Genomic DNA, 13,270 nt, shown 5'->3' with positions numbered 1-13,270 from the left:
ATTGCGTCTGATTATTGGTCTTCCAAACGACATTGCTTTTCATACCATTAAGATAAGAAAATCAATACTTTTTTTAAAATCATAAACAAAAAAAAAGAGACTGCCTTTTTAGACAGCCTCTTCCTGTTTTTTAAGGATATGTACCAATTGTTGGAATTATGCTCTCAGTATATCTTTATACCTTTCTTTGTAAGCGTAAAGCATTACTATATTAAGAATAAGCAATACCAGAGTGAGGCCAATGGAACCAGGTTCCAAAAAGGCATTGAACAATAACGCATTCACTGAGATGGTCATCAATATGATCATCATTAACGCCCCAAATTTATTGGTCAATAAGGAAATCCCCGAAAGAATTTCAACTATGGCTACCACATATAGGGTATTGGTGCTCATCAAGGCCGAAAAATAATTCATGGCGGCTTCGGACATCTGCCCCGCCGGCATAAAATGTAAGAATTTATTCGCCCCGAAGACGATCAGAAAAATTCCAAAAACAAAGCGTAACGCAATAAAAAAGGTAGAGTTCATAATTCCTTGATTTTATGTTAGTTATTTATCAATTTATGAAAAAAAGCAATACCTTTTTAGCAATATTATATTTTTTGTTATTCTATTAGAATTCTGACTCCTTCGCTGTGACTACTAAATTCGGGTGCGTACATACTCTGAATGGTAGAAATCCCGTTGCTGAAATCCCCGGCATTGTTGACCCTTAAATCGTATTCAAACACATAAATACCTTTGGGCAGGTAATCGAAAAAGAAATTGGTACTGGCATCTTTTGTGCTTTCATAGTACCCAAGGCCATCTTGCCATTTATAGCTAGACATCACATTGATGGGTTCCATTCCCGCGGCCCTCATGTCTTTCATATGTACATATTCCATGGGTCTATCTACTTTTAATTCAATTCTTATACGAACTAAATCCCCAACATGTAAAGGTGTTTCATTGTTAATTTCGGATATTACCTCACCAGTATCGGTATTCGTTTTTAAGAACACTTTCTTTTTTAATTTCAAAGGCGAGTCGGCAGAGGTTATTTTGTCCAAATCTTCAAAATATTGCCAGTACAAAGCTCCCCAAGCAATACCATCCCCTTTTTTGTTCAGCTGTACCTCTGCCATTTTTGGACTTATTTCGTTCTTGGTCCAAGAGGTTTTGTAATAGCCGGTTCCGGCTTCCACCTGTACATTTTCCAGTTTGGAGGGGTCAATTTTTTCACCTCCCACCAATACGTTTACTGCCTCTGTAACAGACAACCATTCACTTCCTTTTAAAAGAAGGGCGTAAATGGCATCCGTGGTAGCTTTGGTAGTTTTCCATTGATTGGTCTGTTTGTTCTTCAACAGCCAAATTTTAAGATTGTCTACTGTTTTATTATCATCTTTAATTTCGGAAAAAGCCTCTATTAGCAAGGATTGGGTTTCAATGGGAGCTTGGTGCCAATGCCAGGAATTGTTGTTTTCCTTCCAATACATACCCAATTCCTCACTCAAAATACTATTTTCCTCCAAGGATTGTATTATTTTATTGGCGGTAGCTGTATTTCCGCTCCTATAGAGAATTAGGGAAAGCAGGCCTTTTGAATACAGATCCTTTTTTACCCAATATTTTTGTGCCTGAATTTTGTAGTACTCCATTATTTCAGCCACTTTTTTGGAGATCATGAGTTCTGGAAAATAACTGCGCATATACAGATAATGTATTTGGGTATGGCTTAAATGGTCTTCTTTAAGGTCAGTGCTGTATTTTTTCATTTGTTCGTATTCTTTTACAAACTCTTCATCCAAATAAGAAACCGCATTTGTTATTATTTGTAATTTTTTGGGATCATCACTGTTTTCAACCCGGGATTTTTGTTCATTTTCAGAGGTCGATGTCAATTTTCTTAAATGTCCTAAGCCGGTAACAATATGTTGGGTGATAAATCGGTTTTCGGGACCTCCCTTGAACCAGGCCCAGGCCCCGGATGACATTTGATTCTGTATAAGTTTGTTGAAGGCATTGTCCTGATCATTTTTTAATTTGTTCAAATTAAAAAGCAGTGCTATACGTTTCTTTTGTTCGGTTTCGTTTTGGGCATCGCGCAACCATGGTGTTTCCTGAATTAAGATCGATTTTAATTCTTCATTCTTTTCAAGATTGCTCAACAGCGCATCGGAGTTGGCCCATTGGTCAAATACCTGTTGTATTCTTGGATTGGAATTGGCAATATACCCTCCCAAAGTGTTGGCGTAGTATCTCGAAAATATTTGCTCATTACAATCATAAGGATATTCCATTAAGTATGGAAGGGCCTGTACTGCATACCATGCCGGGTTGGAAGTTATCTCCAGGCTAAGTTGATGATGCTTTAAGGTAGAGGAGGTAGTGTTCTTTAATTTGTCCAAGGTAAAGGTTTTGGTTTCATTGCCCCGGACCCACATTGGCAGGGTTTCGGTAACCAACATTCGGTTGGAGAGTACCGGAAGTACATTTTGTTCCCCATCACTAAAATCACCGGCCTTGGCCATTACCTTATACTGTACGGCTCCAATTCCTTCAGGAATTTCTAGACTCCATGAAACCTGGGTATTCCCCATGGCGTCTACCGTAAAAGTGTTTTCGGGTATAACGGTTTCGGGGCTACTGATCAAAAGCTCTTGGGTTATATCCCTTCCGCTAAAGGCATCCACCAATTCCAGCCTAGCATTGCCATTGAGCAATTTGTTGGTTAGATTCGCGATTTTGGTGCTGATCGTTATTTTATCACCCTCACGTAAGAAACGTGGGGCATTTGGGATAACCATCAATTCCTTTTGCGTAACGGTTTGCAAGGTGGAGGTGGCAGTTTCCATGGTTTTGGTATGTGCCAGTAGCTGTAGCTTCCATTTGGTCAAAGCTTCGGGGGTAGTGAAACTAAAGGATACATTTCCGTCTTTATCGGTTAGTAGCTGTGGGAAGAAAAAGGCAGTTTCCTGAAGGTTTTTCCTGATTTGGATATCGTCAAACCCATTTTTGCTGTTATTCCCTGTTGGGGTTATTGGGTTGTGTTTCCCATTGTTTTCCGGAGCTTGGGCCACACTGCCGGTAATAATTGTTTCATCCAAGGCTTCACTCTCGGCCAATTCCTCCCTGTGTATTCCTGTAGCACTACTCTTCATCATCATTCTGTCTCTTAGTGCATACCCAAATCCAAAATGAAGGCCGAACCAATCAAAGGAATCATAATATTGAGATTCGTAGGCAAACCTGTCACCAAAATTTAGATAGGTATTAAAGGAAGTAATCCCATAACTTTTATAAGCATTGAGATGTCTGCTGGTGTAATATTGCCCCTTGTAGTTTGGAGAGAAATTCCAATGGTGTCCCTTAAAGGCATCCAATGAGGCATCGTACATACCTGCCAGTAGTTCGGCCGATACCTTGTCACCTTTAGGACCTTTAATTTTAAAGGACCATGTTTCCTCTTTTCCAGGCTGAAGCTTATCGCGAAAGGTAATTGTTTCAATTTTTAGGTCCGAATTGGGGTAGGGGACCGTAATGGTAAGGCTACCCGATTGAAAGGCATTGTATGCGGAGTAGCTATAATTTATGGCAAATCCACCCAAGTCATCGGCAGTAACAGGAATTTCGATGGTCTTTGAATTATTGTGCAATTCAATTAGATGTGTTGCCACAATTTCTTGACCCTTTTCAATGAACAAGGATATAGTAAGACCTTCCATAGCAGAACGTAAACTAAGTTTCACTTTCTCCCCAATGTTATAGGAGTTTTTATCGGTCTTTATTTGAAAAAGCTGATTATCGGCCGGTATTTTGTCCTTATCACTGTAGAAAGTAGTTTGTGCAACGTCCTTTACCAATTGACCAAATTTGTCCTTTGTTTCCAATTCAATAACATATTTTCCGGACAACCATTTCTTTACGTTGCCCAAGTCGATTTCCTTGGACTCCCCTGTATCAAAGCCGGATTTCCATACTAATTCCCCTTTCTCCCAAAAGGCTGGATTATCTTCCTTGGCAAAGGCATCATGGGGGAAAAGTTCTTTGAATTTGGTTTTTCCAAAGCCATCATAATCAGGAGCTGGCCATGGTCTTGGCCTAAGGACATTGTCTGGCGCCTTTAATTTATACATTTTGAGGCTTCCCTGTGCCGCAATAAATTCACCGTTAAGATTATTGGTGGAGATGGTTATAATTGAATTTTGGCTATCCTTGTTTAAAGGATCTTCAATTTGGATATCGGCCGTAAGGGCATGATAACCCACATTGACCATAGTAGTTGCACTGTGTGTTTCGCCATTAAGGTCCGTAACATCTGCTGTAACCTCATAGTTAAAGGTGGGCATATTTTCCTTGGCGATACTTAGGTCTGGTATGGCCATGAAATTGATCTCGAATTTACCGTTGGCGTCGGTTGCCGTTTCACCATGTGCAATCTCTTGAGGGGTGGCATCAAAATAGGGCAGGTGCCAATAATGCCATTTAGGGTAATACACCACTCGCCTTACGGTGTAGCTCACCTTGGCATCTGTAATAAAGCTTCCAGCGTAGGTCTTCGCCTTTCCCTGAACAGCAATGGTATCGTTAACCCTATACGTCTCCGTAATGGCTTCCAATGAAGTTTCAAATTTCGGTCGTTTGTATTCTTCCACTGAAAAATAACTATTGCCGTTAATTTCAACGTCTTCAGAATCCAATTTCAAATAATAATTGCCAGTAAGCCCATTATTGGGTAAAATGAATTCACCTGAAAAGGAACCGTAGTCATTGGTTCTAAAATCTTGTTGGGCAACTTCTTGACGATTAACATCCATAAGGCTTACCCTTATTCTTGTATTGGTAAGCACGGCGGATTTATCATCTTTCTGTACCATGGCCAACCCTTTAAAATATAGGGGTTGTCCCGGCCTGTAAATGCTGCGGTCCGTAAATAAAAAACAGGAGTAGCGGTCGTCTTCCTCCCCTTGGTCATATTTGGCATTGACATAGAAATCTTCAAAGAAGGCCTCTTCATTTTTGGTGTTGATCAGGATATCCACGTTGTTCCAGCGCTCGCTCGATAAGGGAAGGCTTACCATCCCTTTTTCGTCGGAAACAAAGGTATTGGTCAGAATAGGCCTTTCGTAGTTGCGTTGATAGGAGAATTTTAGGGTAGCTCCGGATATAGGTTTTCCGCTATTGCGATCAATTACTTGGAAGTTATGTTCAGAACCGGTTTGTCCTTCCACTAATGCCAAATTGGTAACTTGGATGGGGCTATAGGCAAAGGTGTAGCCAGAATCGGTATTGGGGGTGGCCAAAATAAGGTACGAGCCGTTGTCCAATTCTGGCAAAAGGATTTCTATTTTATGGGATTGATAATCCTTTTCGTTGATAAGTTTGGTATCCCAACTCTTAACTTCAGGGAGTTTTTTAATAAAGGCCAATATTTTTTCCTCACGATAAAGGGCATTGAGCTGCTTTATCTCCTTTTGGGTAATCTTACGGGCCGATAATTGTAGTGTGTGGAGATTTTTGTATTGCAACAATAATCGGGAAGGTTGGTTGATTGGTATATGTCGTTCCCCGGTCAAACGCAGGTCTTTGGATAGGATCTCCGATTGTAACGCCTTACATTTTTCGGCGCCCCTACTTTTTGGGAATTTTTCTATTACGGTTTGGCATAACGCCATAGCTTCCTTCTGTTTCCATCTGTACTCCTCTTTTATCTTCGGTTGATAGCTATTTCCCCAATCACGATATAGCTGGGCAATTTCAAAATAATATAAAGCCGAGTTTTTATTCTTTTTGATAGATTCGGCGGTATTTTGTAAAACCTCCAGGTACTGCTGGTCCTTGTTGGGGAATACCGCATTTTCCCTTATATATTTTAGGCGTTCAATATCAACATCCACATAGGCTTCCTCCGCGGGATCATGGAAATCCAAGAGTTGCTGATAGATTTTTATGGCTTTGGACTGTAAAGAAGTATTGTCCTTGGTGTTGATCCGTTGTTCCACAAACTGTTTTCCCTCGCATAATATTTCTGGGCTGTCCAATTCAAATTTATCTGCCGGTCTTGTAATGCTATTTTCGCTGGTCTTATAAAAATCCAATGCCGAATGGGCCAATAGATCGAACAGGGTGGGTCTAAATATGCCAGAGCCTTTTTGTTCATTGAGGATTTCTTTAAAAGCTTCCACTTTTAAGTGTTGTAATTCTAAGGGCTTTTCCAATGAAGCATCAAAATGTACATTTATTTCATGGAAGATAGTATTGGGATCCCATGTTCTAAAATCAATGCTATCCACTTTTTGCTCGGTTGTTGTCCTATCGTAGAATCGATACCTATTTTGTTGGAAATACTGCCAATACATATTTGCCAAATAACTCTCCAAGATATTTTTGGTGGGGAATTGGCTATGGTCTATTTCCTTTTTAAAATCGCGTACAATTTTTAATTGGGCGTCCTCCTCCAAGGTGAGCGCATATTTGGAGGTGTATAAAAGCGATCGTATGATCTGTACGGAATTCTGCTCTTTTTTGGCCTTTTTTGAAATTATGGACACTATCTCCAATGCGGATTTGGTCAAGGCCTCGTTCTCAAATTTTTGGACCCTCTGCCATAAGGAGGAGTAAGTATCCTTAGGGGATTGGGAATGTCCCATTTGGGAGAAGAGGATTAAGGTAAAAATTGTTGCTATCTTTTTCATCTGTATGAATATATAAAACAAAATTGGCGTTTATTTCTTGGGATTACAATCCTTAATGAGTGAAACACCATTTTAAGTGAGTAAACATGCCATGCAGGAATAGATACAAAAAGAATACCAACGTTGCTTTATGGAGTGGGTATTTTTTTAGTACCCATGGAAGTATTGACCTTCAGGGCAATTTTCTGTTTTAATGGCAGACATTTATAGGGATTTGAGCATTCCGCCATCTATGGGAATATTGGTCCCTGTAATAAAAGAGGCATACTCCGAGGCCAGAAAAGTAACCAAGTGCCCGTATTCTGTTGGGTCTCCAAATCGTCCCACAGGGACATGGGCCAGCATATGATTTTCAACTTCAGTAAGAGGGATGCCCAAGGATTTGGCCTTGGCACCGTTAAGCTCCTTTAGTCTATCCGTGTTAAAATATCCGGTTAAGGTACAGTTTGCAGTGATGTTATATTTTCCTATGTCGGAAGCCAAGGTTTTGGACCAGGTAACAACTGCAGCGCGTATGCTATTGGAAAGGGCCAAATAGGACAGGGGTTCCTTTACGGAAACTGAGGCAATATTGATAATGCGACCGTATTTTTGGGATATCATTCCCTTTAGTGCCTGTTCCGTGGTAAATACCACGGTCTTAAAAAGAAGGTCAAAAGCTTGTTGGTAATCATCTATATTTTTATCCAAAGCACTCCCGGCCGATGGTCCCTGGGTATTGTTGACCAATATATCAACCGTATTCGTTTTGAAGTAGGTAACTATACTTTTTTTATAAGTGTCAAAATCGGAGTAATCTACGGCCAAATATTGGTGTTGCTGTCCGTTATCTGTGGGTAAATAGGAGATCAGGGATCTCAATTGGTACCCACTTCTGGCCATGACGGTCACACTTGCCCCACTGGCTGCCAATTGTTGGGCAATGGCCCTGCCGATTCCACGACTACTACCACCGATCAATGCTTTTTTGTTATGGAGTGATATCTTCATCTTGGTAATTTGTTTTAACACTATCCCAGTAGGACAATGATAGGTTTATTTATATTCTTCCCTAGTGGGACTAAAAACATCCAGCAATTTACAAGGGGTAAGTGCTACGCCACTATGTGAAACGTGGGGTGGAATTATCACCAGATCCCCAGGCTCATAGATTTTGGTAATGCCGTCAAGGGTAAATTCAAAATTTCCTTCCAAAACCTACATCACCTGTTCATTCATGTGTGCGTGTTCAGGAACTTTGGCTCCGGCCTCCACCTCCCAAAAAGCTAGACTCATATTTTGGGTATGAATGAGTTTGCCATGGTAGCCAGGCATAATTTCCTTTGGGACAATTTCGGCAAGTTTTATTTTCATGGATAATGCTCTTGGGTACTAAATTAAAAAATATTCAAGGTTCGGTTATCGTTTTTAGTCATATTCCGGATTTATTCTTGAGATCCGGATTATAAATGTCCTAGGTTTCTTGAAATGGGATAGTTGAACCACTCCTGCTATTTTTGGCAGGGAACCTGGTTTAATGCCTCTGTTCCACGAACCCTTTTCTTGAAGGGGAACAGCTTTCTGTCTAGGGCTTATGGCTGTTGTTTCCAAAAAAAATAGTTCATGGCAATAACTTTTTTTGATAGCCTTCAACAATGATTATCTTTACCCCATAAACCGATTTTTTCATGCACATTCATTTTATTGCCATAGGGGGTAGCGCTATGCACAATTTGGCCTTGGCCTTACATCACAAGGGGTATATTGTTTCAGGTAGCGATGACGTAATTTTTGAACCCTCCAAAACTAGGCTGGAAGCCAAAGGGCTATTGCCGGAACAATTTGGCTGGTTTCCAGAGAAATTGAATTCCAATTTGGATGCGGTGATTTTGGGCATGCATGCCAAGGCCGACAACCCAGAACTACTAAAGGCACAGGAATTGGGATTAAAAATTTTTTCCTATCCGGAGTTCCTGTACGAACAGTCCAAAAATAAGACCAGGGTTGTTATTGGAGGAAGTCATGGCAAGACCACCATTACTTCCATGATATTACATGTATTGGATTATCACGACAGAGCAGTAGATTATATGGTAGGTGCCCAATTGGAGGGGTTTGACCGTATGGTACATCTTACGGAGGAGAACGATTTTATAGTGTTGGAAGGGGATGAATATTTGTCCTCGCCCATAGATAGGAGGCCTAAATTTCATTTGTACAAACCCAATATTGCCTTGTTGAGTGGCATTGCCTGGGACCACATCAATGTATTTCCTACCTATGACAATTATGTGGAGCAATTCCGGATATTTGTGGATAGCATTGTTAAGGGAGGTAGTATAACCTATAATGAGGAAGACCCAGAGGTGGACAAGGTAGTAAAAGCTTCTGAGAATGCCATTCGAAAGCTTCCTTATACAACACCGGAATATGTGGTTGAAAATGGACAAACCATTTTGGAAACTCCGGAGGGTCCTATGCCGATCGAAGTTTTCGGGAAGCACAATCTTAGCAATTTGGCTGGGGCTAAATGGATATGTCAGAATATGGGTGTGGATGAAGATGATTTCTATGAGGCCATTGCATCCTTTAAAGGTGCTTCAAAAAGACTGGAAAAAATAGCAGAAGGCAAGACATGTGTTGCCTATAAGGATTTTGCGCATTCCCCCAGTAAAGTAATGGCCACTACCAATGCCGTAAAAGAGCAGTACCCGGATAGAAAATTAATTGCGTGTTTGGAACTGCATACCTATAGCAGTTTTAACCCGGAATTTTTAAAGGAGTATAATGGTGCTTTAGCGGCTGCGGATGTAGCAGCGGTTTTCTACTTGCCGGAATCGGTAAGGATAAAGAAGCTGAAGGAGGTTACGGCAGAACAAATTTCGGAAGCTTTTGTTCGGGACGATTTACGGATTTTTACAGATGCCGAGGATTTCAAAAACTTTGTGTTTGGTCAACAATATGATAATTCCGTACTACTTTTAATGAGCTCGGGCAATTATGGTGGACTCAATTTGGAGGAAGTAAAAATGTTGGTTCAAAAGTATTAGGTAGTTGGTCTTTTGGTAGTGTTGAATCAAGTGGATTAAAATAAAATTTGAAAAATCGGACATTTTATTTCCCGAAAAGAACGACTCCAAAAAGTATTATTAATGTAACTTTAAGGCTGTTTAATCTTTTTATTTTAAATGAATAAAGGTCCCATAGGTATTTTTGATTCAGGTATTGGCGGTACCTCCATATGGCGGGAGATCAACAAGGTTCTTCCTTATGAATCCACTGTTTACCTGGCCGACAGTAAAAATGCCCCCTATGGGGAGAAATCAAAGGAGCAGATACTCCAACTTAGTATAAAAAATGTTGAACTACTTCTGCAAAAGGGTTGTAAACTTATAGTTATTGCCTGTAACACAGCTACCACCAACGCTATTAAGGAGCTTAGGGCCAGTTATAGTGTTCCCATGATCGGAATTGAACCTGCCATTAAGCCTGCCGCTTTAAATTCCAAAACCAAAACAATAGGTGTTTTGGCAACCAAGGGTACTTTGTCCAGCGCCTTATTCAATAATACCTCGGAAATTTATGCAAGTGGTATAAAGGTACTGGATCAGGTTGGTACTGGTCTGGTTGAGCAGATAGAGAAAGGGGAGATCAATACTTCAAAAACTAGGGAGTTATTGCAAAGTTATTTGGGGCCAATGTTAAGCCAAGGCATGGATCAATTGGTTTTGGGATGTACACATTATCCCTATTTAATACCCTTGATAAGGGAAATTTTACCTAAAAATATAAAGATTATCGACTCTGGAGAGGGGGTAGCCAGACAAACCAGGAATGTATTGCAATTAAACAATTTATTGGCGACAGAGGATGGTCCTAGTGGTTCGCAGCAGTTTTTTACTAATGGTGACGTTGAAGTACTAAATTTTTTTTTAAGGGATGTAAGTGTGCCAAATAAGGCACAGTTTCTAAATTTTTAGCTTTTTTGCCACTAGGGCTGCTTATTCCTTTTGTCTTTTGGTGTAGGTCAAATATGTGAAATCATATTTATGTCGCTCATCCTTGGGGTGGTATTCCTCTTTTGTAAGTTGCCATTTGTCCTTGTCGAATTCTGGAAAAAAGGTGTCTGCCTCAAAAGTTCCGTGTACCCTTGTCAGTTCTATTTGGTTGGCATATTCCAATCCCTGTTTATATATTTCACCCCCACCTATAATATAGGATAAGGGTTCCAGTTTCACAAGGTTCAAGGCCTCTTGCATGGAATGTACCACTATACAATCCTTGTGTTTTACAGTATAGCCCTTATCTCTGGTAATAATGATATGGGTTCGGTTTTGCAATGGTTTTGGGAAACTCTCGAAGGTTTTTCGTCCCATGATTATTTTATGTCCGGAGGTAAGACTTTTGAAGCGTTTAAAGTCATCCGGTAAATGCCAAAGCAGGTCATTGTCCTTTCCCAAGGCATTGTTTTCTGCAGCGGCGGCTATTATGGATAGAATGTTCACTCTTCTTTTTTTTTATTGATGTTGGATAATGGAAATTCCGTTTCAATTTCTTTTTGCAGTGCAGCAATTTTTTGTTTCTGTTTCAATACCAACTTTTCCCTTTGCGCCCTTTCCCAATCCAGACCCATAAATTTATTGGTGATATAAACATTGAAGATATGGATTGCAAACAAAAATGCCCAAAAGGTAATGGCCCAAACAAACCAGTTGTATTCCAAGCCATACTTTAATACTTTGTTGATGAAGACGATAAATACACTTCCGATCAAAAACACAACAAAATGATTATAAAGTCGCTTTTTTTGTTTTATTCTAGTTTGGGCATGTTCCATTAGTTCATGCTGCTCTATTTCTAAAAGTGACTTTTTTTTATCCTTGGAGAACATCCTAATTCCTATCTTTATACAAAGATACCATAAATACAAATTTTACCTCTTTGGATATGCAAAAAATTATAAAGCAATTCCCAGTTTTAAGTCAATATACCTATGTAAATACGGCTACATCCGGTCTTCTTTATGATGATCTTCTGGATTGGAGACAGGAACATGATCTTGATTTTCTCATTGGAGGGAGTAGCATGAAGATGAAAGGTCACCTGCTTCTTTCGGAAACTAGAAATACCATAGGGGAATTTTTTGGTTGCAAGGCGGATAATGTGGCATTGGTGCCCAATTTCTCCATTGGGCTCAATTTGTTATTGGAAGGCATGGGGAGTGCAAGAAACGTTTTGTTGTTGGAAGGGGATTACCCTTCTTTGAACTGGCCATTTGAAAGTAAGGACTGCCATACCTTCTATATAAAAGTTACAGAGGCTTTGGAGGAGAATATTTACGATAGGATAAGGTTGGATAACATAAATGTGTTGGCACTTAGTTTGGTGCAGTGGTTAAATGGGATTAAGGTAGATCTAGAGTTCTTGGGAAAATTGAAAAAGGAGTTCCCCGATCTATTGATCATTGCGGATGGTACACAGTTTTTAGGTACGGAAACCTTTAACTTTGAGGATTCTGGTATAGATGTGTTGGGCGCCAGTTCCTATAAGTGGTTGCTTGGTGGCTATGGCAACGGGTTTATGTTGTTTGCAGATGATGTTCCGGCCAAATTCAATTGCAGTTCTACAGGTTTTAATGCTGCTGATGCGGATATGGAAGGTAGGGAGAAGATATCCTTTGCCAAACAATTGGAGCCGGGACATTTGGATACCTTTAACTTTGGTAGTTTAAACTATTCTTTGGGGTTTCTTTCCGGCATTGGTATGGCGGCTATTTCCGACCAGATTAGAGGGCTTTCGTTAAAGGCAAAGAGCGAATTTGAAAATTTGGGGTTGTTGGAAGAGTCTGTGGTAAAGAGAAAAATACATAGCTCTATTTTTAATATTGCTGGGGATAAGGAATTGTATGCCAAATTAATGGAGCAGGATGTGGTGTGTGCGCAACGTGGAAATGGTATACGACTAAGCTTTCATTTCTACAATACAGAAAGGGAGATAGATAAGATTATTGGGATCTTAAAAGGAAGTTAGCCATGTTAGTTACTTATGAATTTTACTTGGTATTATTGTCAAAGAAGATCAATTGTTAAACTTATTTTAAGAAAATGATAAAAATGATATTGGTCATTGGGAATGAGGACTTTAATGGTGTAATTTTGAATTTTAATTTAAAATATAGAGGTTATGGGAATTACAAAACAATATTTAAAGAGCAAGCCAATATGCAAGGTGACTTTCTCTGTGCCTGCTGAAGATGCAAAGAAGGTGGTGGTAGTTGGGGATTTTAATAATTGGAGCCCAAAAGGAAGTGCATTGAAGAAATTGAAAAACGGAACCTTTAAAGGAACTTTCAATTTGCCAAAGGAAGGTACATATGAATTTAAATATATAGTGGATGGCAATTACGTAAACGACGCTGATGCAGATCGTTACCAGTGGAACGAATTTGCCGGTGCTGAAAATTCAGTATTGGAGCTTTAATTTATCTACCTCCGATACCATTGGGTCTAGAGCTTTAATGGTATCGGATTTATTAAGGTAATGGCTACTCCTGAAAGTGCATGAATTATAAATAAATGCGGATTTATAGGAAGTTTAGGGCCTTGTAA

11 protein-coding genes are annotated in these 13,270 nt (G+C 39.7%); 4 read left to right on the top strand and 7 right to left on the bottom strand.

Translation table 11 applies throughout. The annotated features are described in order from the left end of the window. Positions 1 to 156: 156 nt before the first annotated feature. The 5 genes from C7972_RS17765 to C7972_RS24345 all read right to left on the bottom strand — a co-directional run bounded on the left by C7972_RS17765 (position 157) and on the right by C7972_RS24345 (position 8,036). Positions 157 to 531 (bottom strand): DoxX family membrane protein, encoded by a 375-nt coding sequence (locus tag C7972_RS17765; protein WP_110357501.1) that lies wholly within the window; start codon positions 529 to 531, stop codon positions 157 to 159. Between the two features lie 77 nt (positions 532 to 608). Beyond that, positions 609 to 6,683, bottom strand: a complete 6,075-nt coding sequence (locus tag C7972_RS17760) for an alpha-2-macroglobulin (RefSeq protein WP_110357500.1) — start codon at positions 6,681 to 6,683, stop codon at positions 609 to 611. Between the two features lie 204 nt (positions 6,684 to 6,887). Further along, on the bottom strand, positions 6,888 to 7,673 hold the full coding sequence (locus C7972_RS17755) for an SDR family oxidoreductase (RefSeq protein ID WP_110357499.1): 786 nt from the start codon (positions 7,671 to 7,673) through the stop codon (positions 6,888 to 6,890). A 45-nt stretch (positions 7,674 to 7,718) separates the two neighbouring features. Then, the gene (locus C7972_RS24350; RefSeq protein WP_309148934.1) at positions 7,719 to 7,877 is read right to left on the bottom strand and encodes a cupin domain-containing protein; all 159 of its coding nucleotides are present in this window, start codon (positions 7,875 to 7,877) and stop codon (positions 7,719 to 7,721) included. Between the two features lie 3 nt (positions 7,878 to 7,880). Beyond that, positions 7,881 to 8,036, bottom strand: coding sequence for a hypothetical protein (locus C7972_RS24345; RefSeq protein ID WP_309148933.1), 156 nt, complete (start codon positions 8,034 to 8,036; stop codon positions 7,881 to 7,883). A gap of 314 nt (positions 8,037 to 8,350) precedes the next feature. Between C7972_RS24345 and murC the strand changes: the two genes are divergently transcribed. Continuing rightward, a complete protein-coding gene (murC, locus tag C7972_RS17740; protein WP_110357497.1) occupies positions 8,351 to 9,712 on the top strand; it encodes a UDP-N-acetylmuramate--L-alanine ligase in 1,362 nt (453 codons plus the stop codon). A gap of 138 nt (positions 9,713 to 9,850) precedes the next feature. Beyond that, positions 9,851 to 10,642 (top strand): glutamate racemase, encoded by a 792-nt coding sequence (murI, locus tag C7972_RS17735; RefSeq protein ID WP_110357496.1) that lies wholly within the window; start codon positions 9,851 to 9,853, stop codon positions 10,640 to 10,642. A 21-nt stretch (positions 10,643 to 10,663) separates the two neighbouring features. Here the strand turns inward: murI and C7972_RS17730 are convergent, their stop codons facing one another. Both C7972_RS17730 and C7972_RS17725 read right to left on the bottom strand, forming a co-directional pair. Continuing rightward, on the bottom strand, positions 10,664 to 11,167 hold the full coding sequence (locus C7972_RS17730; protein ID WP_110357495.1) for a dihydrofolate reductase: 504 nt from the start codon (positions 11,165 to 11,167) through the stop codon (positions 10,664 to 10,666). Continuing rightward, complete coding sequence (locus tag C7972_RS17725; RefSeq protein WP_110357494.1) at positions 11,164 to 11,553, bottom strand: 2TM domain-containing protein; 390 nt, start codon at positions 11,551 to 11,553, stop codon at positions 11,164 to 11,166. The genes C7972_RS17730 and C7972_RS17725 overlap by 4 nt, the downstream gene beginning before the upstream one ends. Before the next feature lie 56 nt (positions 11,554 to 11,609). On the opposite strand from C7972_RS17725, the gene C7972_RS17720 reads away from it, so the two are divergent. Together C7972_RS17720 and C7972_RS17715 are read left to right on the top strand one after the other, a co-directional pair. Then, a complete protein-coding gene (locus C7972_RS17720) occupies positions 11,610 to 12,692 on the top strand; it encodes an aminotransferase class V-fold PLP-dependent enzyme (protein WP_110357492.1) in 1,083 nt (360 codons plus the stop codon). A 153-nt stretch (positions 12,693 to 12,845) separates the two neighbouring features. Next, positions 12,846 to 13,142, top strand: coding sequence for an isoamylase early set domain-containing protein (locus tag C7972_RS17715; RefSeq protein ID WP_110357491.1), 297 nt, complete (start codon positions 12,846 to 12,848; stop codon positions 13,140 to 13,142). The last annotated feature ends 128 nt before the right edge of the window (positions 13,143 to 13,270 follow it).

It is taken from the genome of Arenibacter sp. ARW7G5Y1, assembly GCF_003201775.1.
GTDB lineage: Bacteria > Bacteroidota > Bacteroidia > Flavobacteriales > Flavobacteriaceae > Arenibacter.
The sequence above is the reverse complement of the archived record's forward strand: the minus strand, read 5'-3'. Positions and strand labels throughout refer to the sequence as shown.

Bases quoted from the DNA above. Each gene is read 5' to 3' on its own strand.
- C7972_RS17765 (WP_110357501.1), bottom strand. From the start codon at position 531: ATGAACTCTACCTTTTTTATTGCGTTACGCTTTGTTTTTGGAATTTTT.
- murI (WP_110357496.1), top strand. From the start codon at position 9,851: ATGAATAAAGGTCCCATAGGTATTTTTGATTCAGGTATTGGCGGTACC.
- murC (WP_110357497.1), top strand. From the start codon at position 8,351: ATGCACATTCATTTTATTGCCATAGGGGGTAGCGCTATGCACAATTTG.
- C7972_RS17755 (WP_110357499.1), bottom strand. From the start codon at position 7,673: ATGAAGATATCACTCCATAACAAAAAAGCATTGATCGGTGGTAGTAGT.
- C7972_RS24345 (WP_309148933.1), bottom strand. From the start codon at position 8,036: ATGAAAATAAAACTTGCCGAAATTGTCCCAAAGGAAATTATGCCTGGC.
- C7972_RS17760 (WP_110357500.1), bottom strand. From the start codon at position 6,683: ATGAAAAAGATAGCAACAATTTTTACCTTAATCCTCTTCTCCCAAATG.
- C7972_RS17725 (WP_110357494.1), bottom strand. From the start codon at position 11,553: ATGTTCTCCAAGGATAAAAAAAAGTCACTTTTAGAAATAGAGCAGCAT.
- C7972_RS17715 (WP_110357491.1), top strand. From the start codon at position 12,846: ATGGGAATTACAAAACAATATTTAAAGAGCAAGCCAATATGCAAGGTG.
- C7972_RS17720 (WP_110357492.1), top strand. From the start codon at position 11,610: ATGCAAAAAATTATAAAGCAATTCCCAGTTTTAAGTCAATATACCTAT.